Source organism: Agrobacterium leguminum (genome assembly GCF_005144435.2).
GTDB lineage: Bacteria > Pseudomonadota > Alphaproteobacteria > Rhizobiales > Rhizobiaceae > Agrobacterium > Agrobacterium leguminum.
Map to the genome: position 1 here is coordinate 1,525,785 of NZ_CP120212.1, position 15,351 is coordinate 1,541,135.

Sequence of the window (15,351 nt, forward strand, 5' to 3'; positions counted from 1 at the left end):
AGCGCGAAGGGTAAGGCTTCTCTCGACGTCATTGGCGCGACTTACATTCCAATCTGACCACGCCGAATTCAGAGCATGCCGCTCATCTTCAGATAATAATTTTCCGCGCTGTCGTCGGAAGCCACCGCTGTCGGGCTTTCCTGCGTGTCGATCCCGTCATTGGCGGCGATACGTTCTTCTTTTTCGTCCTGACCGTCGGAATTATCAGCGCCGGCTTCGGCCTCGTCATTTGCCTCATCCTCGGAAAACGGACCGCCTCCGCGCGGCGGCGTTTCCGATTCATAGTCCTCATCCGCCGGCGGATAGGCGACGAGCGGCAGCGGTGTGCCGTCTTTTACCAGAGCCGCGGCGATCAACGATTGCGAAGCCGATTGCTCCAGCATCGCCATCCTCGCTTCCGGGTCCAGCATGGCCCGAGGCAGCGGCTGGGTTTCGGGGCGATGGGTCGCCGTTTCCGTTTCCTCACCCGAGGGGCGGGTAGCGGCTGTTGCGAGGGCCGATTTTTCGGCGGGCTGATCGTCGGACGGTTGCTGCGCAACACCCTGCGGAGCTGGCGGAGGCTCTTGCGTGCCGGTCGGCTTGAGCGGAAGTTTGCCGGCGGTGGCGGCAAGCAGCAGGCTGTTCACGGTCTCGGCGTCGTCTGCGAACAAACCGGATGGCGGGGTAATGCCCGTGCGGATTTCTTTCTGCTCCGGCTTCATCGTCTCCCGATGCGCAAGGGCAGGGCGGGCTTCGCCGGTCTCAGCCCGGGGCGGACTTGCCGGGCGGATCTCGGTCGATACTTCCTTCATCACGCTGCCGGTTTGTGGCGGAAGCGGACGTGCCGCGTTTTCGGCTCTTCCATCCGGCCTTGCGGCAACGGTCGGCGTATCATGTGTGTCGGAAGGTGGGGTGGAAAGCGTGGGCCGGTGGTCCAGCTGCGCCGTTAGCGCCGCCACCGTTGCTTTCATCGCTGCGCTACTGAGGGCGAGCGGCCCGATGAGCAGCGGCAGGAGCCGGCTGACGGTGGCGGAATTTGCGGCCTGCGCTGTCGCGGCCGGAGACGGGCGCGCTTCCGCATTCTGGCTCTGCGCGTTCTGCTGTTTCGGTTGGGCCGATTGCGCGGGGGCGGGATTGGAGGAATTGTTCTGCTGATAGGAGGAAACCACCGCCTTTGCCGCAAGGTCGGTTCCCTTGTAACGGGAAAGCTCGATCAGCAGTGCAAGGCGGGCTGCATCCGGTCCGGTCGGCTGTTTCAGGATTTCGGCAAGCATCGAAAGGGTCAGGCCCTGCAGGGCCTTGCCGACCTGCTGTTCCAGCGCCAGGCGTTGTGGCGCGGGCAGGGTGCGGAGCGCCTCCGTCAGCCGCGTCACGTAGGTCTCTATGGCTTCGCCATCCCGCCGGGGCAGGTTCATCAGCTTGCCGAGCGCTTCCGCGAGAACGGCGGTGCTGCGCGAGAGCTGAAATTCGCTGGTGAGGGAGGCGATTGCCGCGCGGGCAAAAAGGCTGCTGTTTTCAGGGGCGGGAGTGTTCGGTTGCGGCGGTGCAGTCTGTTTCACCTGCTCGCGCGGTGTCAGTGAAACCGTGGTTCCATAGGCGGCATCGGTTGCCGCAATTTTCGGTACAGGCGGTAACATGCTGCGCTCCGTTTCTATCGGTGACCGCCGCTGGCTGCGAAAGGGCCAATCCCCATTGGCTCTGTGATCCGCATCTGGCTTGAATGTTGAAAAATCGCCGCGCCGGTGATGGACAGGTGTCATCTCGCCCGCTCATGCGGGAGCGCCGTATACGCCTCTGGCCGCAATGCCGGTTGCAGCGCATACAGAATCATCAAGCTCAATCTTGGCTTGCAGATATTAAGATTTGGCTAACCAAGGAATTGCGCGTCCGGTCAGGGCGAAACGCCGATGAACATGCGGTAAAGGCCGTTATCGTCGGAATTGACCGAGGAAATATGGTCGGGATCGCTGGGAGCCGTCTCAAAAGCTTCCGGCGGCATGGCATCGAGCCAGCTTGCCTTGGGAAGATTTCGTTCCGGTTGAATGTTCACCGGGTCGATGAGGCTGTCTTCCTCAGCGGGCGTGGTGAAGGCCGCATCATCCGGAATGAGCGACGGGGCGGCCATGGATAGCAGCGCCTGCGCGGCATTGGGTTCTGTGTCGTAAACGGCGCTGCCGGATAGGCCGGAAATATCGGTCATGTCTGAACTCACATCATGTTTCGCTCAAGTGACGATCGGAAGCGGCAATCATGCCGCCTTTTTCTTCAGCAGTTCATAAAGGCCGTTGTCGTCGATCGAGATCGGCAAAATGGCGTTGAGGGTGTCTTCGACAAGCGCCTGCGCATCGAGCAGTTTTTCGCCGTCGTCTTCCGCATCGGCCGGATCGGTGCCCGCGTCTGTATCCGCAGGCTCATTTTCGTTTTCCGTTGGGGCGGCTTGCTCAGCCGGCGCAGCCGCAAGCACGGCGATCAGGGCCGTTTCCGACGATGTGTCGGCCGGCGCCTGCGGATCGACGCTTTCCGTTTTTTCGTCGCCGGAAGCATCGATATGCTCCTTCACGACGTCCTGAAGCTCCTGCACGTCTTCAAGCTTGCCCTGCGCATCGCGCGTCTGGATATCCTGTTCCCGCTCGGCCTTCACCTCGGCATCGTTGATTTCGCCGATACGATCTTTACCGCGTTCGGCTTGCAGCTCTTCCCTGGTTTTGGGATCGGCGACATCTTCGAGACGCTGAATGACCTTCAGGGTTTCACGCGTCATGAAGCGGGTGCCCTGCGCCTGTTCGTCCAAGGCCTCCTTCACGGCGCGCGCCTTATCGCCATAGGGGTTGGCGATGGCGGAGATCATCTGCCGGGCGGAGACGCCGAGTTGTTTGAGGCCGGTCGATTCTTCCAGATCGTCGACGCTTTTCGGCAGGGTCGCGCGCGCCGCCATGATGGCTTTCGACATCTGCTCGCCGAAATCCTCTTCCGTGCCTGTGAGGCCTGCACCCTTTGCGATGCGGGCGGCAAGGGCGGCCATCGGATCGGTCTTGCTGTTGACGCCATTGTTCAGCACGTCCACGACCTCAGCCTCGGAAACGCCGAAGGATTTCAGGGAAATCTTCGTGGCTTTCCCCTGCGCATCGGTTTTTTCGAAGCTGTCGGTCAGGGTCAGCGCATCCTGAAGTCTTCGCGCGAAGGAAAAGCTCGATTCGTCCTTTTCCTGTGTGATGCCCAGCGCGGAGGAAAAACGGGAGACAAGCGAGGCGAAAGCATCGGCATCCGGCTTCATGGCGCCGAAGAGATAGGCGCTTATCTTCTCATTGGCGGCGCGCTGGCTTTCGTCCGGCTGCGGGTTTGTCTTGACCGCATCGTCCTTTTTGGTGCCGTTGGCTTTTTCCTGTTCTTCGCGCTGGCGTTCCTCGATGGTTTGGACCATCGAGCGCATGAGGTCGCTGACTGCAATGCCCGCCGTCTGCTGTAGCGGAGTAATCATCCCTCAAAGTCCCCGGCCGCCCAAAGTTGCGGCCGAGAATAGGCAATTCTGGTAAATCAGTGCTTAAACCAGATGCGGGTTCGCTCAGCTATGGGCGAAAATATCGGTTTCCTCCCAGCCGAGGAGGTCGAGCTTCGCGCGGGTCGGCAGAAAGGCGAAACAGGCGTCGGCATGGTCGAGGCGGCCGTCACGCACGAGACGACCTGTCAGCTTGTCGCGCAGCGCGTGCAGGTGCAGCACGTCGGAGGCGGCATATTCGAGCTGCGCCGGCGACAGGGTCTCTGCCGCCCAGTCGGAAGATTGCTGGGCCTTGGAAATATCGACTTCCAGCATTTCCTTGAGGTTATCCTTCAGCCCGTGCCGGTCCGTATAGGTTCGGGTCAGCCGCGAGGCGATCTTGGTGCAGAAGACCGGCGTGGTCGTCACGCCGAAGGTGTGGAACAGGACGGCGATATCGAAACGGCCATAGTGAAAAATCTTCTGGCGGGCGGGGTCGGCAAGCATCCGCACGAGGTTGGGCGCTTGCCTCTGGCCGGCGGCGATGCGAATGACGTCCGCCGTGCCGTCGCCCGGCGAAAGCTGAACGACGCAGAGGCGGTCGCGGCGCGGCACCAGTCCCAGCGTTTCCGTATCGATTGCGATGGCGCCGGTGTAACGCGCGGCATCTTCGGCGGAAATATCGCCTTCGTGGTAACGGATGGGTGCTGCCATGTCCTGCTCCAGAAATTCCAGTTTCTTGCTCCGGCTATAACGGAAAGAGCGGCGGGACGATACCGTTTTATCGGCTCGTCCGGTGCGCCACGCCGCATGGCCTTGGCACTTGCCTTTGCGAAAGCCCCCGGGTTAGGGTCGGGAAATCCTTTCCTGACAAATCGCATGAATTCCCGATGACAAAGAAAATCTATCTCGCCGGACCGGAAGTCTTCCTCCCGAACGCGCGCGAAATGCTCGATCTCAAGGCCTCGCTGGCGCGGGAAGCCGGTTTCACGCCGCTTTCGCCGGGCGATCTGCAAATTCCGCCGGCGGATACCAGGGTCGGTCACGGCTGCAACATCAATGCCGTCGATGAGCGGATGATGCTGGAAGCGGATGCGGTGATTGCCAATCTCACGCCGTTTCGCGGCATCGCCGCCGATACGGGAACCAGCTATGAGCTGGGCTTCATGTGTGCGCTGGGCAAGCCGGTTTTCGCTTATACCAATGTCGCGGCCAATCACTTCACCCGCATCAAGGCGCATTATGGTGGCGTCGCCACCCTGGATGAAACGGGCCGTTATCGCGGGCCGGACGGGCTGTCGATCGAGAATTTCGACATGGTCGACAATCTCATGCTGCATGGCGGGATTTTGCGGCGCGGCGGCGTCATCATCGTTGGCGATGCTCCCGAAGAGGCTTTGTATACGGATCTCGAGGCCTACAGGCGCTGTCTCGCGGCGGCGGCCGAAAAATTACTGACACCGATTGACCCTGAAAAAACCAATAGAGTGGAGGCATCATCATGAGCGGAACCATCCTCATCACCGGCGCGACATCCGGCTTCGGACAGGCCACGGCGCGGCGCTTCGTCAAGGAGGGCTGGAAGGTCATCGGCACGGGCCGGCGGGCGGAACGGCTGGAGGCGCTTTCCGCCGAGCTCGGTTCCGCCTTTCATGGCCTCGCCTTCGACATCACCGACGAGGAAGCGACAGGAGAGGCGCTGTCCGGACTGCCGGAAGGCTTCCGGGATATCGACGTTCTCGTCAATAATGCCGGTCTCGCACTTGGCACCGCGCCCGCACCGCAGGTGCCCTTGAAAGACTGGCAGATCATGGTGGACACCAACATCACCGGTCTCCTGAACATCACCCACCATCTGCTGCCGACGCTGATCGGGCGCAAGGGTATTGTCGTCAACCTCTCGTCTGTGGCTGCGCATTACCCCTATACGGGCGGCAATGTGTATGGCGGTACCAAAGCGTTCCTGCGGCAGTTTTCGCTCGGCCTGCGTTCCGACCTGCATGGCAAGGGCGTGCGGGTGACGTCCATCGAGCCCGGCATGTGCGAAACGGAATTTACGCTGGTGCGCACCGGCGGCAATCAGGAAGCCTCGGACAATCTCTACAAGGGCGTCAATCCGATCACGGCTGACGATATTGCCAACACCATCCACTGGGTCGCCTCGCAGCCCAAACATATCAACATCAACAGCCTCGAACTCATGCCGGTCAACCAGTCCTTCGCCGGTTTCCAGGTCTATCGGGACAGCTGATTTTCCCGCGATTTTGGGGAGTGCTGAAAAACCGGGCAGGAATTTTCGAGCTATGCAGAAATGCAATGCTGCATTGCGAGACTTGCTCTGTTAAAAATCACGGATACCACTATATTCAAATCATCGAAGCGACGCACTCCTCCTCCCAGCGTCGCTCGATGTGGATCGGTGGTACTCCTCCTCCCAATCACCGATCAAGTTTGAAGCCTGCCGCACCTCCTCCCGCGGCAGGCTTTTTCCTTTTCTGGGCGTCTTTTCCTTAAATGTTTTTGGCTGTCGACTTTCAGCGCGCCGGCTCGGTGCTGAAGGCGGTCCGCAGTCTCCCCTTGGATTTCCGGGGGATTTTGAATTTCTGCGTCAAGGCAACGAGCGTTGAAATCAGGCGTGCGTCGATCACATTTTCGTTATGTCTAGATAAATTTGCACAGTTTTGTGGTGGCGCGCCCTGCCGGGCCATTGCTTACCCCCCGCCCTGTGTTTAAGCATGGGCAAAAGAACGCTTGGGAGGTTGTCGGCACGCCTGTGTCTGCGGCCCGAAAGCGGCGGGGAGAGAATGGCAGACTTTCAAGAGGCGCTGAAGCGGTTTCAGCCGATCGCGGTTTCATCGATCGCTGAAGACGAGCTCAGGTTGCGACTCCGCGGCCTGCAGGCGCGAATGATCCAGCAAAATATCAAGGCGGTCTGGCTCGATGCATCATCGTCGCTGACCTATTATACCGGCCTGTCGCTTGGTCTTTCCGAGCGCATTCACGGCGCCCTGGTGCCGGCGGAAGGTGTGCCGGTCTATGTCAGCCCGACCTTCGAGGAGCCGAAGCTTCAGACGCTCATCCGCATTGCGGGTGAGGTTGCCGTCTGGGAAGAGGATGAAAGCCCCTTCGACCTGATGGCAAGGCGCATTGAGGCGCCGGCCTGTCCCGGTCATCTTGTCGCCATCGATCCCGCTACCCCCTTTGTCTTCGCATCGGCCCTCATGCAGCGTCTTGAAGGGCGCATCATTTCCGCCCAGCCGATGATCGTCGCCCAGCGGCAGGTCAAATCCGCAGCCGAGATCGCCATCATCCAGACGGCGATGGACGCGAGTTACGGCGTGCAGAAGGCCGTGTTCGAAGGGCTGCGTCTTGGGGTTTCCACCACGGAAGTCGCTGATTTCGTTAACGCGGCTCATATTGCGCTTGGCCTGAAGCCGCTTTTCGTGGCGGTGCAGTTCGGCGAGGCGACGGCCTATCCGCATGGCGTGCCCCATGCGCAGACGCTCAGCGAAGGCGATATGGTGCTGGTCGATCTCGGCGGCATTCTTCACGGCTATCGTTCCGATATCACCCGCACCTATGTCTTCGGCAAACCGACGGAACGGCAGCGTTTCCTCTGGAACGCCGAGCGTGACGCGCAGGCGGCGGCCTTTGCCGCAGCCAAAGTCGGCGCTGCCTGCTCGGATGTGGACAAGGCCGCGCGCGACAGCCTGAAAGCGGCCGGTTTCGGCCCGGATTATCAGCTTCCCGGCCTGCCGCACCGCACCGGCCACGGGCTTGGGCTGGATATTCACGAAGAACCCTATATCGTTGCAGGAAATGCCACGGCGCTGGAGCCGGGCATGTGTTTTTCCATCGAGCCGATGCTGTGCGTTTATGGCGAATGCGGCGTCCGTCTCGAGGATATAGCCTATATGACGGAGGCGGGACCGCGCTGGTTCTGCCCACCGGAGAAGAACCTCGACCGGTTGTTTCAGCCGGTCGCCGGGTAATTGGTCGGGAGGCAAAGGACCGAACGGCGACACGGGGCTCCCGCGTCGCTGCTGACCAGAAGAGGTAGGCCCCCGGACGGGGCCGCAGGAACTCAGAAAAAGAGGGAAAGGACCACCAGATGAAAACGCTGACCCGCAGTTTGCTTATCGCCTCTGCGATTGCGATCACTTCCGCCATGCCCGCCATGGCGAAGACCTTCGTTTATTGCTCCGAGGCATCGCCGGAAGGCTTCGATCCGTCGCCCTACACCGCTGGCGGCACCTTCGACGCTTCCGCGCATCCGGTCTACAACCGCCTGACCGAGTTCAAGAAGGGCACGACCGAAGTTGAGCCCGGCCTTGCCGAAAAATGGGAAGTTTCGAGCGACGGTCTGGAATATACCTTCCACCTGCGCAAGGGCGTGAAGTGGCACTCCAACGACAAGTTCACGCCGAGCCGCGAATTCAACGCCGATGACGTGATCTTCAGCTACGACCGCCAGCGCGATGCGAAGAACCCGTGGAACCAGTATATCGCAGGTATCACCTACGAATATTTCAACTCCATGGAAATGCCGTCGCTGATCAAGGAAATCGTCAAGGTCGACGATTACACCGTCAAGTTCGTGCTGACGCGTCCGGAAGCGCCGTTCCTCGCCAACATCGCCATGCCTTTCGCCTCCATCGTATCGAAGGAATATGCCGATACGCTGGAAAAGGCCGGCACCAAGGAAGACTTCAACAACCTGCCGATCGGCACGGGCCCGTTCAAGTTCGTCGCCTATCAGAAGGACGCGGTCATCCGCTATCAGAAGAATGCCGACTACTGGGGCGAAGCACCGAAGATCGACGACCTGATCTTCGCGATCACGCCGGACGCCGCCGTTCGTCTGCAGAAGCTGAAGGCTGGCGAATGCCACCTGATGCCTTACCCGGCACCGGCTGACCTTGCCGCCATCCGCGCCGATTCCAACCTCAAGCTCGATGAACAGTCGGGTCTGAACGTCGCCTACTTCGCCTACAACACCACCGTTGCGCCTTTCGATAAGCCGGAAGTCCGCAAGGCGCTGAACATGGCGATGAACAAGCAGGCGATCATCGACGCCGTGTTCCAGGGCGCCGGTCAGGTTGCCAAGAACCCGATCCCGCCGACCATGTGGTCCTATAACGACAGCATCAAGGACGATGCGTACGATCCGGAAGCGGCCAAGAAGGCTCTCGAAGCCGCTGGCGTCAAGGATTTGTCGATGAAGATCTGGGCAATGCCGGTTCAGCGTCCTTACATGCCGAACGCACGCCGCACCGCCGAACTCATCCAGGCGGATTTCGCCAAGGTTGGCGTCAAGGCCGAGATCGTCTCCTATGAATGGGGTGAATACCTCAAGAAGTCGACCGAAGTGAACCGCGACGGCGCCGTCATCCTCGGCTGGACCGGTGACAACGGTGACCCGGACAACTTCATGGGCGTTCTGCTCTCCTGCGCTTCGGCAGGCGAAGGCGGCACGAACCGTGCGCAGTGGTGCAACAAGGAGTTCTCCGAGCTGATTTCCAAGGCGAAGCAGGCGACTGACGTTGCCGAGCGCACCAAGCTTTACGAGCAGGCGCAGGTGATCTTCAAGGAACAGGCTCCGTGGGCGACGCTTGCGCATTCCACGCAGTTCGTTCCGATGTCCGCCAAGGTTTCCGGCTTCACCATGAGCCCGCTTGGCGACTTCACCTTCGAAAACGTCGACATCGCGGAATAATCCCAAACAACGGACGCGCGGAAGAACCCTGTTCTTCCGCGCGTCTTTTCAGGAAAAAGCCATGATCCGGTTCATTCTCGGCAAACTTCTCTATCTCGTTCCGACATTTCTCGGGATCACCTTTGTCGCCTTCTCCTTCGTGCGCGTCCTGCCGGGAGATCCCGTGCTGCTGATGGCGGGCGAACGCGGCATTTCACCCGAACGGCATGCGCAGCTTGCCGAACAGCTCGGCTTCAGCCAGCCCATCTGGCAGCAATATCTTCATTTCCTCGGACGGCTGCTTCAGGGCGATCTCGGCAATTCGCTGGTCACCAAGAAGCCGGTTCTCACCGAGTTCCTGTCGCTCTTCCCCGCGACGGTCGAGCTTGGTCTCGTCGCCATCATCATCGCAACCCTGATCGGCGTGCCGGTCGGCGTCATCGCCGCCATCCGTCGCGGTTCCTGGTTCGATCAGATTTCCATGACGACCGCGCTCGTCGGCTTCTCCATGCCGATCTTCTGGTGGGGGCTGCTGCTCATCATCATGTTCTCCGGCATCCTGCAATGGACGCCGGTGTCGGGCCGCATCTCGCTGATGTATTTCTTCCCCTCCGTCACCGGTTTCATGCTGATCGACAGCCTGATTTCGGGCCAGAAGGGCGCCTTCGCGTCGGCCTTTTCGCATCTCATCCTGCCCTCCGTCGTGCTCGCCACCATTCCGCTGGCGGTGATTGCGCGCCAGACGCGCTCGGCCATGCTGGAAGTCATGGGTGAGGATTATGTGCGCACCGCCCGCGCCAAGGGCATGTCGTCCGCCCGCGTCGTCGGCATTCATGCGCTGCGCAACGCCATGATCCCGGTCATCACCACCATCGGCCTGCAGATCGGCGTGCTGATGGCGGGCGCCATCCTGACCGAAACCATCTTTTCCTGGCCGGGCATCGGCAAGTGGATGATCGATTCCATCTCGCGCCGTGATTATCCGGTCGTGCAGAGCGGCCTGCTCCTGATCGCGGGTCTGGTGATGATCGTTAACCTGCTCGTCGATCTGACCTATGGCCTCATCAATCCGAGGATCCGTCACAAATGACCGATGTGACCACCACCCCCGGCGTCCGCCTTTCGGACGCCGCCATCCGCCGCCGGATGCTTGCCGATTTCTGGTTCTATTTCCGCCAGAACCGCGGCGCCGTCATCGGGCTTGCCGTCTTCATCCTGCTTGTGCTGGTGGCGATCTTCGCGCCCATCCTTGCCCCGCATGATCCGACACAACAATATCGCGATGCGCTGCTCGTCCCGCCGGTCTGGCAGGAAGGCGGCCGCGCCGGCTTCTTCTTCGGCACCGATGCGGTGGGCCGCGACATGCTGTCCCGGCTGATCTACGGCGCGCAATATTCGCTGTTCATCGGCGTCGTCGTCGTCTCCATCGCCCTTGTCGGCGGTATCGTCATCGGTCTCGTCGCCGGCTTCTTCGGCGGCTGGGTGGATACCGTCATCATGCGCGTAATGGACGTCATTCTGGCGTTTCCGTCGCTGCTTCTGGCGCTGGTGCTGGTTGCGGTCCTCGGGCCGGGTCTCACCAATGCCATGATCGCGATTGCCATCGTCTACCAGCCGCATTTCGCGCGTCTGACGCGTGCGGCCGTCATGAGCGAACTCAGGCGCGAATATGTCACCGCCGCCCGCGTGGCCGGCGCCGGCAATATCCGGCTGATGTTCAAGACCATCCTGCCGAACTGCCTTGCGCCGCTGATCGTTCAGGCGACGCTTTCCTTCTCGTCCGCGGTTCTCGATGCCGCCGCTCTCGGCTTCCTCGGCATGGGCGCGCAGCCGCCCGCTTCCGAATGGGGCACGATGCTGGCGGAAGCGCGTGAATTCATCCTGCGCGCCTGGTGGGTCGTTACCCTTCCGGGCCTGACGATCCTGATCTCGGTGCTCGCCATCAACCTCATGGGTGACGGCCTGCGCGATGCGCTCGATCCCAAACTGAAGCGGAGCTGAGCGATGAGCCTGCTGAAAATCAAGAACCTCACCGTCAAATTCGCCACCGCCACCGGCGCTTTCACGGCCGTCAACGGCATCGATGTCTCCGTGGACAAGCACGAGGTGCTGGCCATCGTCGGCGAGTCCGGTTCCGGCAAGTCGGTATCGATGCTCGCCGTCATGGGGCTTCTGCCCGATACGGCGACGATTACCGCCGACGAGATGACCTTCGATGGCAAGAACCTTTTGGCCATGTCGCCGCAGGAGCGCCGCCGGGTGATCGGTCGCGAGATCACCATGATCTTCCAGGAGCCGGTCGCCTCGCTCAACCCGTCCTTCACGGTCGGTTTCCAGATCGAGGAGGTTCTGCGCCTCAATCTCGGCATGAGCGGCGCTGCCGCGCGTGCCCGCGCCCTGGAACTGTTCCGGGCTGTCGGCATTCCCGAGCCGGAAACCAAGCTCAAGGCCTATCCGCACCAGATGTCGGGCGGCCAGTGCCAGCGCGTGATGATCGCCATCGCTATCGCCTCCAAGCCGCGCCTGCTGATCGCCGACGAGCCGACCACTGCGCTCGATGTGACGATCCAGAAGCAGATCCTCGATCTGCTGATGAACCTGCAGGCGGAATATGGCATGGCGCTGATCCTCATCACCCATGACATGGGCGTGGTGGCGGAAACCGCCGACCGCGTCGTCGTGCAATATAAGGGCCGCAAGATGGAGGAGGCGGATGTCTTGAGCCTGTTCGAGGCTCCGCAGCATCCCTATACCAAGGCACTGCTTTCGGCCCTGCCGGAAAATGCCACCGGCGACCGTTTGCCCACGGTTTCCGATTTCTTCGGCAAGGAGGGCGTTCAATGAGTATCGTTGTCGAAGGCAAGGGCATTACCCGCGACTATCACGTTCCCGGCGGCCTGTTCGGCGGCGCCAAGACGGTGCAGGCCCTGAAGGGCATCGACTTTACCGTCGAGCGCGGCAAGACGCTCGCCATCGTCGGTGAATCCGGCTCCGGTAAATCGACGCTGGCCCGCATCATCGCGCTGATCGATCCGGCATCCGGCGGCGAACTGAAGATCGAAGGCAAGCCGGTCGATATCGCCAGACGCCGTCCCGATACGGAGATGCGCTCCAAGGTGCAGATGGTGTTCCAGAACCCCTATGGCAGCCTCAATCCGCGCCAGAAGGTGGGCGACGTGCTGATGGAACCGCTGGTCATCAACACCAAGATACCGGCTTCCGAGCGGCGCGAGCGGGCCGAAGCCATGCTGGTGAAGGTCGGTCTCGGTCCTGAACATTTCAACCGTTATCCGCACATGTTCTCCGGCGGCCAGCGCCAGCGCATCGCCATTGCGCGCGCACTGATGCTGAACCCGGCGCTGCTGGTGCTGGACGAGCCGGTCTCCGCGCTCGATCTTTCGGTGCAGGCGCAGGTGCTGAACCTTCTCGCCGACCTTCAGGAAGAATTCGAGCTGACCTATGTTTTCGTCAGCCACGATCTTTCGGTGGTGCGTTACATCGCCGATGATGTGATGGTCATTTCGAAGGGTGTGGCGGTGGAGCAGGGCACGCGCGAGGAACTCTTCGCCGATCCGAAGCATCCCTATACCCGCCAGCTTTTCGCCGCGACACCGATCACGGATGTCGATGCCATCCGCGCCCGCGTGGAACGCCGCAAGGCGGCACGGCTGGCAGCGACAGCCTGAAGGCTGACGACCGAGGTTAAGAACAGGCCGGATTTCCGGCCTGTTCTTTTTTCAGCACTTCAGGAAACGCTCGATTGCCGCAAGCGCGCCCTGTTCCCGAATGTCGCGATAGGCGGCTTTCAGGGTAGAGACGAAGGTTTCGTTTATGGGCAGGTCGCTGCCAAATGTGCGTTCGAAAGTCAGAAAACGGTCGACGATCGCATCCGGCGCCATTGCCAGTTGATCCGGCGCATCCCACTCCTTGAAAGCGGGATCGAGAATGGTGATCGGCTGCCCCTTTTCATTCTTGTCCGCGCAGGACCTGATCCAGAGCGCGACGGCGAAAATGACCGTCCGGCTTTCAGCCTTCTCCGCAAGCAATTCGCGCAAGGGGCCAAGAATGCGCAGCGGCACTTTCTGCGACGCATCGGAGGCGATCTGCATGGTCTTGTGCTGCAATGAGGGATTGGCGAAACGCTCCCGCAGGCCGGCTGCGAATTCCGCCCCGTCAACGGCGGGATCGAGCGTCCGTTCGATCTCGCGCCAATAGGCGTCGATGAAATCGCGCACGGGCGTTTCACCCCAGGCATCCGCCACCGTCGCAAGGCCGGCAATCTGGCCGATGGCGGCGATGGCGCTGTGGGAGCCGTTCAGCATTCTGAGCTTCATATGCTCGTAGGGCTCGACATTGCCGACGAATTCCACGCCCGATTTCTCGAGCGCCGGCCTTCCATGCGGAAAACGGTCCTCAATGACGAAACGGAAATAGGGTTCGGCCACCACCGGCCAGGCATCACTGAGGCCGAGTGCGGTCGAAATCGCCTCGCGATCGGCATCCGTGGTGGCGGGAACGATCCGGTCCACCATCGAGCAGGGGCAGGTAATATTGGTTTCGATGAAGGAAGCCAGTTCCGGATCGGCCAGTTCCGCAAATTCCAGCAGCAGCTTTTGCAGCACATGGCCGTTGGCGGGCAGGTTGTCGCAGGAAAGGAGCGTCAGGGGCTGAGAACCTTGCCTGCGCCTGCGCCGTGTGGCGGCAAGGATGAAGCCGAAGATGGAGCGCGGCCGCTCCGGGTTTTCGAGATCATGGACGATATCGGGATGATCGCGCAGCAGGCTGCGGGAGGCGAGATTGGTCAGGTAGCCTTTTTCCGTCACGGTCAGGGTAACGATGAAGACGCGCGGATCGGCCACCCGCTCCACCAACCGTTCGGGCTCTTCCGGCGCGACGATGGTTTCGAGAATCGAGCCGATGATGCGCAGGCGCTCGCTTTCCCCGTCTCGCAGGCAAAAGGTATAGAGATTATCCTGCGGCTCGATGGCGTCGCGCGTGTCCGGGCTGCGCAGCGATGCCGCGACGACGCCCCATCGGGTTTCGCCGCGATTAAGGCAATCGTCGATGAAAACCGCCTGATGCGCCCGATGAAAGGCCCCGACGCCGAGGTGGACGATGCCGGGCGTGACGCTTTGACGGTCATAGGTGGGTGTCGTGACGGATTGCGGCAGGCGGGGCAGGGTTGCAGCGGAAAGCCGGTCTGTCATCGATGCGAAATCCCCATGCGGAACGGGACGGTTGTGGCTCGCGCCGCTCTCATTGCGGCGTCCGGCTTGTGGCGCATCATGTCGGTTCCTCCCCTTATATGCGGAATGATCAGGCGCCGGCCTCTTTGAGCAGCCGGACCTGGCGCAGCGTATTCTGGCGGCTGCGCTCGAGATGCCGCCACAGGGCATCGACGATCTGGGCCTTGCTGCCGGCGGCGATGGCATCGGCGATATTCTGGTGCTCTTCGACCGAGCGGGCGTAGTCGCCGAGGATCGAGACGAAAACCGTGTGGGTCTGGTCGAGAATGCGCTCATGCGAGCCGGAAATGACCGGAATGCGCGCCGCCGACACAAGGGTCGTATGGAAGCTGCGGTCGTAAAAAAGCGCTTTCGACAATTCGTCGAGCGTCGAGCCTTTGGCGAATTCACGATGTTTCGCCAGGCTTTCCAGCAGTTCCGCGTGCAGCGCTTCATCCAGTTGCCCGGCGTCGAAGGCCACTTCCACCGCGCCTTTTTCGAGCAGCATTCTGGCGGCGTAAAGTTCCTCCACATCTTCCACGGTGAAATCGCGCACCACCATGCCGCGCCGGGAGGAATTGACCACCAGCCCATCGGCCTCGAGTTTCAGGCAGGCTTCCTTCACCGGCGTGGGGCTGATGCCGAGATCGGCGGCAAGCTCATTGGGCAGCAGGCGTTCGCCGCCGCGCAATCTGCCGCTGACGATGCGCGCGCGCAGTTCCTGATGCGCCTGTTCGGCGAGCGTGACTTTGACCAGAGAGTTCATGGCGGCATCATTGCCCAGCTTGAAAGGGCTGGCAATGGCTGAATATTAAAAATAAAAAATTTTTTATTTTACAAAGGCTATTTTTCCTTTAGCTCTATCCCTCATCGGAAGCCGGCTGCTGGAGGAGGGCGGTCTGGCAATTTCCCTAAAGCCATCTGCGCGGCCCATGGTCGCGGGACGCGGCGTCTATTCCTCCCCGCAAGCAATCAGC

General features: G+C 61.1%; 14 protein-coding genes. 8 read left to right on the forward strand and 6 right to left on the reverse strand.

What is annotated here, in order from left to right:
• Positions 1-68 precede the first annotated feature (68 nt).
• The 4 genes from CFBP4996_RS21640 to CFBP4996_RS21655 all read right to left on the reverse strand — a co-directional run bounded on the left by CFBP4996_RS21640 (position 69) and on the right by CFBP4996_RS21655 (position 4,168).
• Positions 69-1,616: a hypothetical protein gene (locus CFBP4996_RS21640; protein WP_080853853.1), complete on the reverse strand. Its 1,548-nt coding sequence runs from the start codon at positions 1,614-1,616 to the stop codon at positions 69-71.
• 254 nt (positions 1,617-1,870) lie between these two features.
• Positions 1,871-2,179, reverse strand: coding sequence for a hypothetical protein (locus CFBP4996_RS21645; RefSeq protein WP_080853852.1), 309 nt, complete (start codon positions 2,177-2,179; stop codon positions 1,871-1,873).
• 48 nt (positions 2,180-2,227) lie between these two features.
• Positions 2,228-3,457: a hypothetical protein gene (locus CFBP4996_RS21650; RefSeq protein WP_080853851.1), complete on the reverse strand. Its 1,230-nt coding sequence runs from the start codon at positions 3,455-3,457 to the stop codon at positions 2,228-2,230.
• A gap of 84 nt (positions 3,458-3,541) precedes the next feature.
• Positions 3,542-4,168 (reverse strand): ribonuclease D, encoded by a 627-nt coding sequence (locus tag CFBP4996_RS21655; protein ID WP_035263279.1) that lies wholly within the window; start codon positions 4,166-4,168, stop codon positions 3,542-3,544.
• A 176-nt stretch (positions 4,169-4,344) separates the two neighbouring features.
• Between CFBP4996_RS21655 and CFBP4996_RS21660 the strand changes: the two genes are divergently transcribed.
• The 8 genes from CFBP4996_RS21660 to CFBP4996_RS21695 all read left to right on the forward strand — a co-directional run bounded on the left by CFBP4996_RS21660 (position 4,345) and on the right by CFBP4996_RS21695 (position 12,835).
• The gene (locus CFBP4996_RS21660; RefSeq protein ID WP_059756911.1) at positions 4,345-4,959 is read left to right on the forward strand and encodes a nucleoside 2-deoxyribosyltransferase; all 615 of its coding nucleotides are present in this window, start codon (positions 4,345-4,347) and stop codon (positions 4,957-4,959) included.
• Positions 4,956-5,705 carry an SDR family oxidoreductase gene (locus CFBP4996_RS21665; protein ID WP_080853850.1) on the forward strand — a complete coding sequence of 250 codons (750 nt, stop codon included), beginning with the start codon at positions 4,956-4,958 and terminating at the stop codon, positions 5,703-5,705. The genes CFBP4996_RS21660 and CFBP4996_RS21665 overlap by 4 nt, the downstream gene beginning before the upstream one ends.
• A 553-nt stretch (positions 5,706-6,258) precedes the next feature.
• Positions 6,259-7,446 carry a M24 family metallopeptidase gene (locus tag CFBP4996_RS21670; protein WP_080853849.1) on the forward strand — a complete coding sequence of 396 codons (1,188 nt, stop codon included), beginning with the start codon at positions 6,259-6,261 and terminating at the stop codon, positions 7,444-7,446.
• 119 nt (positions 7,447-7,565) lie between these two features.
• Positions 7,566-9,170 carry an ABC transporter substrate-binding protein gene (locus CFBP4996_RS21675; RefSeq protein WP_020809098.1) on the forward strand — a complete coding sequence of 535 codons (1,605 nt, stop codon included), beginning with the start codon at positions 7,566-7,568 and terminating at the stop codon, positions 9,168-9,170.
• Between the two features lie 61 nt (positions 9,171-9,231).
• Positions 9,232-10,239, forward strand: a complete 1,008-nt coding sequence (locus tag CFBP4996_RS21680; protein WP_003522483.1) for an ABC transporter permease subunit — start codon at positions 9,232-9,234, stop codon at positions 10,237-10,239.
• Entirely contained in the window at positions 10,236-11,150 is a 915-nt protein-coding gene (locus CFBP4996_RS21685; RefSeq protein ID WP_003522484.1) for an ABC transporter permease subunit, read from the forward strand. The genes CFBP4996_RS21680 and CFBP4996_RS21685 overlap by 4 nt, the downstream gene beginning before the upstream one ends.
• A gap of 3 nt (positions 11,151-11,153) precedes the next feature.
• A complete protein-coding gene (locus CFBP4996_RS21690) occupies positions 11,154-11,993 on the forward strand; it encodes an ABC transporter ATP-binding protein (protein ID WP_003522485.1) in 840 nt (279 codons plus the stop codon).
• Positions 11,990-12,835: an ATP-binding cassette domain-containing protein gene (locus CFBP4996_RS21695; RefSeq protein WP_003522486.1), complete on the forward strand. Its 846-nt coding sequence runs from the start codon at positions 11,990-11,992 to the stop codon at positions 12,833-12,835. Before CFBP4996_RS21690 ends, CFBP4996_RS21695 begins: the two co-directional genes overlap by 4 nt.
• Before the next feature lie 51 nt (positions 12,836-12,886).
• Here the strand turns inward: CFBP4996_RS21695 and CFBP4996_RS21700 are convergent, their stop codons facing one another.
• Both CFBP4996_RS21700 and CFBP4996_RS21705 read right to left on the reverse strand, forming a co-directional pair.
• Entirely contained in the window at positions 12,887-14,356 is a 1,470-nt protein-coding gene (locus tag CFBP4996_RS21700; protein ID WP_080853848.1) for a mannitol dehydrogenase family protein, read from the reverse strand.
• Between the two features lie 109 nt (positions 14,357-14,465).
• Positions 14,466-15,140, reverse strand: coding sequence for a GntR family transcriptional regulator (locus CFBP4996_RS21705; protein ID WP_059756898.1), 675 nt, complete (start codon positions 15,138-15,140; stop codon positions 14,466-14,468).
• Between the last annotated feature and the right edge of the window lie 211 nt (positions 15,141-15,351).

Bases quoted from the DNA above. Each gene is read 5' to 3' on its own strand.
- CFBP4996_RS21650 (WP_080853851.1), bottom strand. From the start codon at position 3,457: ATGATTACTCCGCTACAGCAGACGGCGGGCATTGCAGTCAGCGACCTC.
- CFBP4996_RS21670 (WP_080853849.1), top strand. From the start codon at position 6,259: ATGGCAGACTTTCAAGAGGCGCTGAAGCGGTTTCAGCCGATCGCGGTT.
- CFBP4996_RS21695 (WP_003522486.1), top strand. From the start codon at position 11,990: ATGAGTATCGTTGTCGAAGGCAAGGGCATTACCCGCGACTATCACGTT.
- CFBP4996_RS21665 (WP_080853850.1), top strand. From the start codon at position 4,956: ATGAGCGGAACCATCCTCATCACCGGCGCGACATCCGGCTTCGGACAG.
- CFBP4996_RS21675 (WP_020809098.1), top strand. From the start codon at position 7,566: ATGAAAACGCTGACCCGCAGTTTGCTTATCGCCTCTGCGATTGCGATC.
- CFBP4996_RS21690 (WP_003522485.1), top strand. From the start codon at position 11,154: ATGAGCCTGCTGAAAATCAAGAACCTCACCGTCAAATTCGCCACCGCC.
- CFBP4996_RS21680 (WP_003522483.1), top strand. From the start codon at position 9,232: ATGATCCGGTTCATTCTCGGCAAACTTCTCTATCTCGTTCCGACATTT.
- CFBP4996_RS21705 (WP_059756898.1), bottom strand. From the start codon at position 15,140: ATGAACTCTCTGGTCAAAGTCACGCTCGCCGAACAGGCGCATCAGGAA.
- CFBP4996_RS21640 (WP_080853853.1), bottom strand. From the start codon at position 1,616: ATGTTACCGCCTGTACCGAAAATTGCGGCAACCGATGCCGCCTATGGA.
- CFBP4996_RS21660 (WP_059756911.1), top strand. From the start codon at position 4,345: ATGACAAAGAAAATCTATCTCGCCGGACCGGAAGTCTTCCTCCCGAAC.
- CFBP4996_RS21700 (WP_080853848.1), bottom strand. From the start codon at position 14,356: ATGACAGACCGGCTTTCCGCTGCAACCCTGCCCCGCCTGCCGCAATCC.
- CFBP4996_RS21645 (WP_080853852.1), bottom strand. From the start codon at position 2,179: ATGACCGATATTTCCGGCCTATCCGGCAGCGCCGTTTACGACACAGAA.
- CFBP4996_RS21655 (WP_035263279.1), bottom strand. From the start codon at position 4,168: ATGGCAGCACCCATCCGTTACCACGAAGGCGATATTTCCGCCGAAGAT.
- CFBP4996_RS21685 (WP_003522484.1), top strand. From the start codon at position 10,236: ATGACCGATGTGACCACCACCCCCGGCGTCCGCCTTTCGGACGCCGCC.